This window comes from Anaeromyxobacter sp. PSR-1 (assembly GCF_000964525.1).
GTDB lineage: Bacteria > Myxococcota > Myxococcia > Myxococcales > Anaeromyxobacteraceae > Anaeromyxobacter.
The window spans coordinates 64,031-75,098 of record NZ_BAZG01000003.1; the positions used below are offsets into that span (position 1 = coordinate 64,031).

An 11,068-nucleotide genomic window follows, 5' to 3' on the forward strand; every position below is an offset into this window, starting at 1 on the left:
GGAATCACCATGAAGGTCTTCGTCACCGGCGCGACCGGGTACATCGGCAGCGCCATCGTGTCCGCCCTGGCGCGCGGCGGGCACCAGGTCACCGGCCTCTCGCGCTCCGAGGAGAAGGACGCCGAGCTGCGGCGGCGCGGGGCCACCGCGGTGCGCGGCGGCCTCGGCCACCTGGGCGCGCTCGCCCGCGAGCTCGCCGCGCAGGACGCGGTGGTGCACGCCGCGGTGGACTACGGCCTCGGGCCGCCGGCCGACGCCGAGGCGGTCGAGGCGATGATCACCGCCGCCCGCGCGGCGGGGCGGCCGTTCTCGATCGTGTACACCTCCGGCGTCTGGGTGCTCGGCGACACCGGCGGCGTCGCCGACGAGCGGGCCTCGACCGATCACCCGGCGGCGGCGACCGCGTGGCGGCCGGCGCACGAGCGCCGGGTGCTGGGCGCGGCCGGCGATCGCATCGCCGCCGCGGTGATCCGCCCGGGCATGGTCTACGGCGGCCGGCGCGGGCTCATCACCCCGTGGTTCGACCAGGCGACGCGCGAGGGCGCGGCGACGGTCGTCGCCCCCGGCACGCAGCGCTGGTCGTTCGTGCACGTGGAGGACCTGGCCGAGCTGTACCGGCTCGTGGTCGAGCGGCGCGCGCAGGGCGTGCTCCACGGCGTGGACGGCCGGCCCACGCCCGTCGCCGAGGCGGCCGCCGCGTACAGCCGCGCCGCCGGCAAGGGCGCCGTGCGCGAGCTGCCGCTCGCCGAGGCGCGCAAGGCCATGGGGGCGATGGCGGACGCGCTCGCCATGGACCAGCAGGTGGTGACCGCCCGCGCCGCCGAGGTGGGTTGGACGGTGCGCCACCCCGATGTCGTGTCCGCCGCCGCGGAGATGTACCGGGAGTGGAAGGGGTAGCTCGCGCCCTTCGACTCCGGCCGCTCGCCCTTCGACTCCGGCGAGCCTCCGGCTCGCCTACGCTCAGGGTGAGCGGGTCAAAGGTCGCTCATCCCGAGCGTAGGCCGTGCCGCCAGGCACGGCCGGAGTCGAGGGATCATCCCGAGCGTAGCGCGGCCGTCAGGCCGCGCGGAGTCGAGGGACCGGAGTCGAGGGACCGCCTACGGCTGGCTCGCCCCCGGCGCGGTCGGCCACGGCGGGCTCGCGCCGCGCAGGCCGGTGGGGGCGGTCTGGCGCAGGAACGCGCCCACGCCGCGGTAGCCGTGCAGCCGGTTCGCGTGCGCCACCACCTCGACCGCGCCGCCGCCCGCCAGCGTCCGCGCCACCAGCGCCTCGCCGAGCTGCTGCACGGTGTGCAGGTCGCCGCCGCAGTACGGGCACAGGTCGGCGCCGCGCGTGGCCCCGAGCGCGGTGCAGCGGTCGCACTGCCACCCGGCGCGCTGGAAGTCCTCCTCCAGCACCAGCCGGTGCACGCGGCCCTCGTTCACCGCCTGCACCACGTCCTCCGGCCCGACCACGCCGAGGCCGCCGCGCAGCGCCTCGCCCACGAGCCCGTCCACGATGCGCCGCTCCGCCGCGCGCTCGTGCTCGGCCACCGCCCCCGACGCCCCGGCCACCACGCCGTCGCGCCGCGCCCCGCCGGCGCCTTCCCACTCGCGCGGGCGCGGCAGCCGCGCGATCACCCGCGCGCGCGCCCGCTCCGGCAGCTCGCGCTCGAACGCGGCCACGTTCTGCGCCGTGCCCACCAGCACGAGGTGCGCGCCCGGCGTCCGCGCGAGCCGCAGCTCGACCTCGGCCGCGGCGGCGCGCCGGTTCCTCTGGACGAACGCCTCCTCGTGCCGGCCGTCCTTCTCCTGGCGCTCGAAGCGCTGGCCCGGCCGCGCCGCGCCCGGGTTGAAGCGATCGCGGTCGCGCCGGGGCACGAAGCCGCGCAGGCTCGACTCCGCCGCCAGCTCGCCGAGGCGCACCTCGTACAGGTCGGCGCCGGCCTGGTTCGGCACCACCACGATGGCGGGCTCGAGGTCGTCGGCGAGCCGGGCGAGCTGGGTGAGGTGCGGGATGGCGTCGGTGCACAGCTCCGGGGCGAACGGCCGCCGGAAGAGCATGGGCTGCCACAGGCCGAGGCCCTCACAGGCGAACAGCGCGAACCCGTCCTTCTCGGCCTGGGAGGCCTGGGTGGTGAGCTGCCCCACGTGCGCGAGCACCCGCTGCAGGGTCCGGTCGAGCGCGGGCCGGTCGGGCGTGCCCGGCGGATAGTGCGCCAGCGTCTGCCGCACGCGCTCCTGGACGAACAGGCGCACCCGCTCGCGCTGCTGCTCGTCGGCCCAGCGGACGTCCAGGTACAGGCTGACGATGGGCTCCCCCACGCTGCGCAGCCGGGCGAGGTCGGTGAGCGTTCCGTCGAGCTCGGTCATGTGCGGTCCTCCGTGCCGGTGAACCTGCGCACCCCCGCCCGCCCCGGCGCGCCTGCCCGATTGCCGCCGGGCGCTCGCCGGGTTACATCGGGCGGCGCCGTGGCCCTCCTCGACGCCCTGCGCGCGCTCACCTCCTTCTCCCCGCCGGCGGTCCTCCCCGACTGCGAGCCCGGCCTGCTCGGCGACGTGCTCGTGGCGCACGGGCTCGCGCCGCTCGCCTCCTTCCAGCTCGAGCACACGCGGCTCGGCGCCTCGGCGCCGGAGGGGCTGCGCGAGCGCCTGCTCTCGCAGTACCAGGGCGTCGCGAACGACAACGTCCTCAAGATGGTGACGCTGCGGGGGGTGCTCCGGCCGGCCGAGGGCGTGCCGGTGGTGCTGCTCGACGCGGCCGCCTACATCGACTGGCTCTACCCGCACCTCGCGTTCCGGCCGGTGGGCGACCTGCGCGTCGCGCTCGCCGCCGAGGACGCGCAGCGCTTCGCCGACGCGATCCGCGGCGGCATGCAGCTCGAGCGCACCGACCACGGCGGCCGCACGGCCATCTTCGGCGACGGCCGGCTCACCGTGGCCGCGCAGGAGGGGCTGTTCTCGGGGGCGGCCGCCGATCCGCTGCTGTTCCAGCGCAGCGTGCCCTACCTGGCCTTCGGCCCGTCGGCCGCCCGTCCGTCGGCGGAGGACGCGCTCCTCTCCACGGTGGGCGAGCAGGCGCTCCTCGGCCTGCGCGCGCCGCTCATCACGTACGTGGACGTGCGCGAGCTGCTCCGCCTCCCGCTCGACCGCGAGTACGTGCTGGCCCGGGCGCGCGCGCTCGGCCTCGCCCGCGCGCTCCACGGCGTGAGCCGGCTCGCGGCGCTGTTCTTCCCCGACGTCGCCGAGGCGGCCGAGGCGGTGCGCCCGGCGCTCGGCGCCGCCGAGCGGGTCGCGGTGGACCGGGTGGTGGAGGCCGCCAGCGACCCCGCCCGGCTGCGCCAGCTCCGCGGGGAGGACGCGGCGGCGCGGCTCGTGGTCGCGCCGTGATCGGCCCGGCCGGGGCGTGCTAGATTGCGCGCCTCTGCTTTCCGTGAGGGAACTCGAGCGATGAACATCACCGTCGTCGGCACCGGCTACGTGGGCCTCGTCACCGGCACCTGCTTCGCGGAGTCGGGCCACCGGGTCACCTGCCTCGACCTCGACGCCGCCAAGATCGAGACGCTGCGCGGCGGCGGGATCCCCATCTACGAGCCGGGGCTCGAGGAGCTGGTGCGCCGCAACGTGAAGGAGCGGCGCCTGTCCTTCACCACCTCCTACCCGGAGGCCATGAAGGACGCCGACGTGGCGTTCATCGCGGTGGGCACCCCGCCCGGCGAGAACGGCGACGCCGACCTGTCCTACGTGCTCGCCGCCGCCCGCGAGATCGGCCGGCACCTCACCCGCTACACGGTGGTGGTGGACAAGAGCACGGTGCCGGTGGGCAGCGCCGACAAGGTGGCCGAGGCGCTCCGCGAGGTGACCACGCAGTCGTTCGACGTGGTCTCCAACCCCGAGTTCCTGAAGGAAGGCGCCGCCATCGACGACTTCATGCGGCCGGACCGCGTGGTGGTGGGCGTCGCCTCCGAGCGCGCCCGCGCGGTGATGGCCGAGCTGTACGCGCCGTTCGTCCGCGCCGAGCAGCCGGTGCTGTTCATGGACCTGCGCTCCGCCGAGCTGACGAAGTACGCCGCGAACGCGATGCTGGCGACCCGCATCTCGTTCATGAACGAGATCGCGACGCTGTGCGAGAAGCTGGGCGCCGACGTGGACCAGGTCCGCCGCGGCATCGGCTCGGACCGGCGCATCGGCCACCCGTTCCTGTTCCCCGGGGTGGGCTTCGGCGGCTCCTGCTTCCCGAAGGACGTGCGCGCGGTGATGAGCATGGCGCGCCACCTCGGCCTCGACTTCGACCTGCTCCGCGCGGTGGAGCGCGTCAACGAGCGGCAGAAGCGCTGGCTGGTGGAGAAGGCGCAGAAGCACTTCGGCTCGCTGGCCGGGCGCACCTTCGGCGTGTGGGGGCTCGCGTTCAAGCCGCGCACCGACGACATGCGCGAGGCGCCGGCCATCACCGTGGTGGAGGGCCTGCTCGCCGCCGGCGCCAGGGTCCGCGCCCACGACCCGGTGGCCGCGCAGGTCGCGGACGGGATCTTCCGCGGCCGCGGGGTGACGCTGGTGGACGAGCCGTACGCCGCCGCCGAGGGCGCCGACGCGCTCCTGCTCGTGACCGAGTGGAACGAGTTCCGCCAGCCGGACCTCGGGCGCCTGAAGCAGCTCATGGCGCAGCCGGTGCTGTTCGACGGCCGGAACGTGTGGGACGCCGCAAAGGTCCGCGCGGCCGGGTTCACCTACTACGGCGTGGGGCGGGCGTCCCTCGACTCCGGCCGTGCCTGACGGCGCGGCCTACGCTCGGGATGAGCGGGATATCCGCTCACCCTGAGCGTCCCTCGACTCCGGCCGTGCCTGACGGCACGGCCTACGCTCGGGATGAGCGGGGGGGTCAACTGATCCGCTCACCTTGAGCGTAGGCGGGCCGCAGGCCCGCCGGAGTCGAAGGGTGAGCGGACGGAGTCGAAGGGTCGGGATGAGCGGAATGGACGAAGTCCGCTCGTCCTGAGCCTGTCGAAGGACGAGCGCCGGTCAGTTCTCCGGCCGCTGCCCCTTCGACAGCATCAGCACCACGCCCGCGACCTCCTCGACCACCAGCTCGAGGCGGCGCTCGACCTCGAGCGTCTCCAGCACCCGCTGGCGGGCGTGCGGCTCGGAGACCGCCGCGGCGGCCACCAGGTCGGCGATGGCGGAGGCGTCGCGCATCTGCGCCACCGCCTCGGCGAGCGCCGGGGCGCCGGACTCGGGCGGCAGGCGGGTGGACAGCTCGAGCACGAGCTGCCGGAGCGACGCGACCTGCGACTCGACGGCGTCGGACCCCTCGTCCGGCCAGACGTCGTCGAGGATCTCGGCGCGGAACTCGCGGTAGGGCTTCTCGTTCGCGAGCTCCTGGATCAGCCGCACGCGCGCCACGCCGCGCACGACGAGGTCGTAGCGCCCGTCGTCGTAGCGGTCCTCCTGCTCGATGATGCAGGCGCCCGCCACCGGGAAGAGCGGCGGGTGGAGCTGCTGCGCCGCCTCCAGGGTGGTGAGGCCGGGGACCGCCAGGATGCGGTCCCCGCGCAGCGCGTCCGCGACGAGCGCGCGGTAGCGCGGCTCGAAGATGTGGAACGGCGTGGGCGTCCCCGGGAGGACGACCACGCCGTGGAGGGGAAACACCTTGAGGGCGGCGCACGCCTTCTCGAGCGCCGCCCTCGGTGACAGCGGAGCGATCCGCTCCGCGCACATGCTAGTGCGCCGGGCTGGCCGCGCCGGCCGTCTCGGTGGCCTTCACGCCGGTCTCGATCCGCATCCGGTAGAAGGAGCGCCACACGAACACGAGCGCCACCGCCAGGAACACCGCCGCCAGGCCCACGCGCGCCGAGGTCTCCATCTGGATGGCGAGCTCGACGGCCAGCAGGCCGAACAGCGTGGTGAACTTGATGATGGGGTTCATGGCCACCGAGGAGGTGTCCTTGAACGGGTCGCCGACGGTGTCGCCGACCACGGTGGCGTCGTGCAGCGGCGTGCCCTTGGCCTTCAGCTCGACCTCGACCACCTTCTTGGCGTTGTCCCAGGCGCCGCCGGCGTTCGCCATGAAGATCGCCTGGAACAGGCCGAAGATGGCGATCGAGACGAGGTAGCCGATGAAGAAGAACTCGTCGGCGAACGCGAAGGACAGGGTGGCGAAGAACACCACCAGGAAGATGTTGAACATGCCCTTCTGCGCGTACTGCGTGCAGATCTCGACGACCTTCTTCGAGTCCTCGACGCTCGCCTTCTCGACGCCCTCGAGGCGGATGTTCTGCTTGATGAACTCGACCGCGCGGTAGGCGCCGGTGGAGACGGCCTGGGTGGACGCGCCCGAGAACCAGTAGATCACCGCGCCGCCCATGATGAGGCCGAGCAGGAACAGCGGGTTCATGATCGAGAGCTTCTCGAGGTTCTGGGTGAGGCCGCTCGTCAGCACCACGATGATCGAGAAGATCATGGTGGTGGCGCCGACGACGGCGGTGCCGATGAGCACCGGCTTGGCGGTCGCCTTGAAGGTGTTGCCGGCGCCGTCGTTCTCCTCGAGGTAGCCCTTGGCCTTCTCGAAGTCGAGGTCGAAGCCGAAGTCCTTCTTCACCTCGGCCTTCACGTTCGGCACGTTCTCGATGAGCGAGAGCTCGTAGACCGACTGCGCGTTGTCCGTCACCGGGCCGTAGGAGTCCACCGCGATGGTGACCGGGCCCATGCCCAGGAAGCCGAAGGCGACCAGGCCGAACGCGAACACCGCCGGGGCCATCATCAGCTCGCCGACGCCGAGGGTGGACACGCCGTAGGCGGCGCCCATCAGCGCGATGATGACGAGGCCCATCCAGAAGGCGGAGAAGTTGCCGGCGGTGAGGCCGGAGAGGACGTTCAGGGAGGCGCCGCCCTCCTTCGACGCGGTGACGACCTCCCTCACGTGGCCGGAGCTGGTGGAGGTGAAGACCTTGATCATCTCGGGGATGATCGCGCCCGCCAGCGTGCCGCAGGTGATGATGGCGGAGAGCTTCCACCAGAGCGTGCCGTCGCCGAGCTCGCCGATGATGAGCTTCGAGACGACGAAGGTGAGGACCACCGAGACGATCGAGGTGAGCCACACCAGCGAGGTGAGCGGCGCCTCGAAGTTCATCGAGTCGGCGCCGGCGTACTTGGCCTTCGCGACCGCCTCGTTGATCCAGTAGGAGGCGACCGACGCGATGACCATCATGATGCGCATCGCGAAGATCCAGACGAGCAGCTGGACCTGGTAGCTCGGGTTCACCACCGCGAGCAGGATGAAGGAGATGAGCGCGACGCCGGTGACGCCGTAGGTCTCGAAGCCGTCGGCCGAGGGGCCCACCGAGTCGCCCGCGTTGTCGCCGGTGCAGTCGGCGATCACGCCGGGGTTGCGGGCGTCGTCCTCCTTGATCTTGAAGACGATCTTCATCAGGTCCGAGCCGATGTCGGCGATCTTGGTGAAGATGCCGCCGGCGATGCGGAGCGCCGAGGCGCCCAGCGACTCGCCGATGGCGAAGCCGATGAAGCACGGGCCCGCCAGGTCGGACGGGATGAAGAGCAGGATCGCCAGCATGATGAGCAGCTCGACGCTGATGAGCATCGTGCCGATCGACATGCCCGCCTTGAGCGGGATGGCGTAGGTGGGGAAGGGCTTGCCGCCCAGCGCGGCGAAGGCGGCGCGGCTGTTCGCGTAGGTGTTCACGCGGATGCCGAACCAGGCCACGCCGGAGGAGCCGAGGATGCCGATGAGGCTCATCACCAGGATGAGCGCCACGCGCCCGGCGCCCATCCCGCGGCCGCCGTCCGGCCCGGTGGTGAGGAAGCCGAAGTACGCGACGATGATCACCGCGATGAACGCCCACAGGATCGCGATGAACTTGCCCTGCGTGACGAGGTAGGTCTTCGCGGTCTCGTAGATGAGCTCGGAGATCTCGCGCATCGACCGGTGGACCGGGAGCGCCTTCAGCTGCCTGGCGATCACCAGGCCGAAGATCAGGCCCAGGACGCAGACCACGATGCCGGCGGCCAGCAGGTTGTGGCCGGACATCCCGAGGAAGCGCTCCGCGCCGTCGAGGTTCGGCAGGATGAGGTTCGCCTCACCGTGGCCGCTCGCACCGAGCGAGAGGGAGGTGAGGATGCTGGAAAGGTTCATGGCGGGGACGGCTCCGACGTTGGGAGTACCCGTGAAAACTCGGCTCGTTGCGCGATGTTGCGCGGCCGGCGGGAATCCGGGACGGCGGATACTACCGATCCGTCGTGGATCTTGGCAAGTGCGCGTTCCCCCGGGCCGGGGCCCCGGGGGCCGGGCGGCGCCCCGCCAGCGGGGGGCGCGCGCTCGGCCGGCCTGCGGCTACCCCTCGCCCGGCCCGCCCGGCGCGGCCGCCGCGACGGCGGTGCCGGCGTCCAGCGCGGCGAAGTTCACGTTGAAGTAGCCGGCGACCCCGCAGGAGAACAGGACGCGCTTCACGATCCGGAACGGCACGCCCTTGTCCGCCTGGATGTTCACCGCCCCCTCCCACTTCTTCTCGGGGTCGTTCTGGTGGATGAAGTCCCAGCGCTTCTTCTCGTCGCGCAGGCGCTCCTCGAGCGCGGGGATGTTGAGGTAGCCGCCCTCGCTGTCGAGCTCGCGGACCTCGGCCACCTTCACGCCGGTCACCACCACCTGCTCGGCGCTGATCGCCACCACCGGCGCGATCTCGATGATCTGGCCGTGCCGCGCGTCGGGCAGCTTGATGTCCTTCTGCATGTACAGCACCTCGCCCGTGGACGAGAACTGCTGCAGGAGGAAGATGACGAGCATCGTCATCATGTCGACCATCGGGACGACGTTCAGGTCGGCGTTGGTGGCCTTGTGCGCGCGCGCGAACTTGCCGCCGAGGATCTTCGACTTCTCGAACCGCTTCGCGGGCCGCTTGCCGGGGGAGACGATGGGCATGGTCGCGCCTGGCTCTCAGACCCCGGTGACCGACACGGACACGAGCCCCTGGCCCATGCACGTGTCGATGACCTGCACGAGGTCGCCGTAGCTGACGGTGTCCTCCGCCGAGACGGTCACCGCCGCGGCGTCGGGGTGCTCGCTGCGAAGCTGCTTCAGCCGGTCGTCGAGCGCCTTGTAGTCCTGGCGCGCGGCGCCGCCGGCGCGGTCCATGGGGATCTCCACGTTCAGGCCGGCGGAGGTGGTGAGGTTCATCCCGCGCTCGCTCACCGCCAGCGTCACCATGAGCGCCTTCTGCTGCTCGGTGGTGGGCGGCTCGGGGGCGCCCGCGCCGAACTGCTGCACCTGCAGGCGCGAGATCTGCGTCCACACCGCGGTGTAGAGCAGGAAGGTGATGCAGCAGGAGAGCAGGTCGATGGCGGGGACGACGTTGATGACCGCGTCGAGCGCCTTCTTCTTGCGCTTGCCGCCGCCGCCCGCCTCCGGGATCGCGCCGCCGCCCATGCGCTACTCCTCCGACGGGACCGTCGCCGGCAGCTTCATCTTGTCGCGGTTCGCGACGATGAGGTTCAGCACCGAGACCGAGGTCTCGTTGATGTCGTCGAGCATCTGCTGCGACTTGCCCTGCAGCACCGAGTAGGCCACCAGCGCCGGGATGGCGGTGAGGAGCCCGAAGGCGGTGCAGTTCATGGCCTCGGAGATGGAGTTCGCGAGGATGGTGGCCTTGTCGGCGGGGCTGGCGTTGGCCACCGCGCCGAACGCGCCGATGAGGCCGACGATGGTGCCGAGCAGGCCGAGCAGGGTGGCCACGTTGCCGAGCATGGCGAGGTAGCCGGTGCGCTTCTCGATCTTGGGCGACTCGCGCAGCGTCGCCTCGTCCATGGCGGCCTGCACGTCGGCCTCGCCCTTCGGCACGTTGATGAGGCCGGCCTTGATCACCGAGACGAGCGGGGTCTTCTTCTGCGAGGCGCAGAAGCTGATCGCCCGGTCGAGGTCGCCCCGGTAGATGTGCTCCTTCAGGCCGCGGAGGAAGCCCTCCTTGTCCACGGAGGCCTGGAAGTAGAGCGCGAGGGCGCGGTCCACCACGAGGCCCACCACCACGATCAGCGAGGCGAGGATCGGGTGCATCATCCACCCGCCCTCGTGATAGTGCTTCGCGAGCGCTCCGAACATTTCGCCCATTGCCGTCTGTGCCTCCGAGGGTGGGCCGCGCGGACGTCCCACGAACATGCGCTTGCCCGGACGTGGTCTCCGTACCACGCGTTTTTCGAGGGCGTCAACGCGACGGGGTACGCCCCACGCGCACCCTCGTCGCCGGATATCGCGCGCCAATTCCGCCGATCACCGTGCGGCCTCGCTCGATGGTGCGGCCGCACGCGCCCGGGGGCAATTGCCCGGCGGCGAGCCGCGTCGTACCCTCACGCCTCCGGACGCACCTCATGCCGCTCGACGACGCCTTCGCTCCGTACCGCCTCGCGCCGGGCGCGCTCCCGGAGGAGGCCGCGCGCGCCGCGGAGGCGCTCTCCGCCGAGCCCCTGCTCGCACCGCCGGCCGAGCCGCTCCCGGCGCCGCTGGTGAACCGCGCGCTCGCGGACATCCCGGCCGGTCGCGCCGCCACCGCCAGCGAGGCCTGCCGCGCCGCCGACGGCAACCCTGCGGGCCTCTCCGGGCCGCTCCGCGCCTGCCTGTCGTCGGATCGCCAGCAGGCGCGCGTCGCCGAGGCGGCCCGCGCCGCGCTCGACGCGGGCTTCGCCGGGGTCTGCCTCGATCGCCCCGACGCGCCGCTCGCGCTCGGGCTGCTCGGCGCCGGCTTCTGCGTGGACTGCCAGCGCGCGGTGGGGCGCGAGCTGACGCGCGAGTACGGCGACCACTTCCAGCCGGTGGACTACCTCGCGCTGGCGCGCGAGGCGGTGGCGCAGGCGCCGGGCGCGGTCACCTTCGACCACCTCCCCTTCGGGCGAGACTTCTGGAGGGTGCGGAACCGTGCGCTCGCGCTGGCGCTGCGCGGGTACGCCCGTTCGGCGCGCGACGCGGCCCGCGCGGCGGGGCGCGCCTTCGAGGTCGTGGCCCAGTTCGAGGCGCTCGGCCCGGCGCAGCTCGCCGCGGCCCGCCTGGTGGACGCGACCATCTTCCCGGCGCCGGCCACGAGCGGCCCGGGCCT

At 72.7% G+C, this 11,068-nt stretch carries 9 protein-coding genes and 1 pseudogene; 4 read left to right on the top strand and 6 right to left on the bottom strand.

What is annotated here, in order from left to right:
- Positions 1 to 9 precede the first annotated feature (9 nt).
- Positions 10 to 897 (top strand): NAD-dependent epimerase/dehydratase family protein, encoded by an 888-nt coding sequence (locus PSR1_RS01155; RefSeq protein WP_059435814.1) that lies wholly within the window; start codon positions 10 to 12, stop codon positions 895 to 897.
- A 200-nt stretch (positions 898 to 1,097) separates the two neighbouring features.
- On the opposite strand, the gene PSR1_RS01160 is transcribed toward PSR1_RS01155, so the two are convergent.
- Entirely contained in the window at positions 1,098 to 2,351 is a 1,254-nt protein-coding gene (locus PSR1_RS01160; protein ID WP_059435815.1) for a hypothetical protein, read from the bottom strand.
- 99 nt (positions 2,352 to 2,450) lie between these two features.
- Here PSR1_RS01160 and PSR1_RS01165 point away from each other — a divergent pair, with 99 nt between their 5' ends.
- Both PSR1_RS01165 and PSR1_RS01170 read left to right on the top strand, forming a co-directional pair.
- Positions 2,451 to 3,368, top strand: a complete 918-nt coding sequence (locus PSR1_RS01165; RefSeq protein ID WP_237757775.1) for a nucleotidyltransferase family protein — start codon at positions 2,451 to 2,453, stop codon at positions 3,366 to 3,368.
- A gap of 60 nt (positions 3,369 to 3,428) precedes the next feature.
- Positions 3,429 to 4,751 (top strand): UDP-glucose/GDP-mannose dehydrogenase family protein, encoded by a 1,323-nt coding sequence (locus PSR1_RS01170; RefSeq protein WP_059435816.1) that lies wholly within the window; start codon positions 3,429 to 3,431, stop codon positions 4,749 to 4,751.
- 246 nt (positions 4,752 to 4,997) lie between these two features.
- Here the strand turns inward: PSR1_RS01170 and PSR1_RS01175 are convergent, their stop codons facing one another.
- From PSR1_RS01175 to PSR1_RS01195, 5 genes are all read right to left on the bottom strand, one after another.
- Positions 4,998 to 5,693 (bottom strand): LON peptidase substrate-binding domain-containing protein, encoded by a 696-nt coding sequence (locus PSR1_RS01175; RefSeq protein ID WP_059435817.1) that lies wholly within the window; start codon positions 5,691 to 5,693, stop codon positions 4,998 to 5,000.
- A 1-nt stretch (position 5,694) separates the two neighbouring features.
- Complete coding sequence (locus PSR1_RS01180; RefSeq protein WP_059435818.1) at positions 5,695 to 8,124, bottom strand: sodium-translocating pyrophosphatase; 2,430 nt, start codon at positions 8,122 to 8,124, stop codon at positions 5,695 to 5,697.
- 198 nt (positions 8,125 to 8,322) lie between these two features.
- Positions 8,323 to 8,907: a biopolymer transporter ExbD gene (locus PSR1_RS01185; protein WP_059435819.1), complete on the bottom strand. Its 585-nt coding sequence runs from the start codon at positions 8,905 to 8,907 to the stop codon at positions 8,323 to 8,325.
- Between the two features lie 15 nt (positions 8,908 to 8,922).
- Positions 8,923 to 9,411, bottom strand: coding sequence for a biopolymer transporter ExbD (locus PSR1_RS01190; RefSeq protein ID WP_012528395.1), 489 nt, complete (start codon positions 9,409 to 9,411; stop codon positions 8,923 to 8,925).
- Between the two features lie 3 nt (positions 9,412 to 9,414).
- Entirely contained in the window at positions 9,415 to 10,089 is a 675-nt protein-coding gene (locus PSR1_RS01195; protein WP_011423355.1) for a MotA/TolQ/ExbB proton channel family protein, read from the bottom strand.
- Positions 10,090 to 10,346: 257 nt separating this feature from the next.
- Here PSR1_RS01195 and PSR1_RS01200 point away from each other — a divergent pair.
- Positions 10,347 to 11,068: pseudogene (locus PSR1_RS01200) on the top strand (hypothetical protein); the annotation flags it as partial.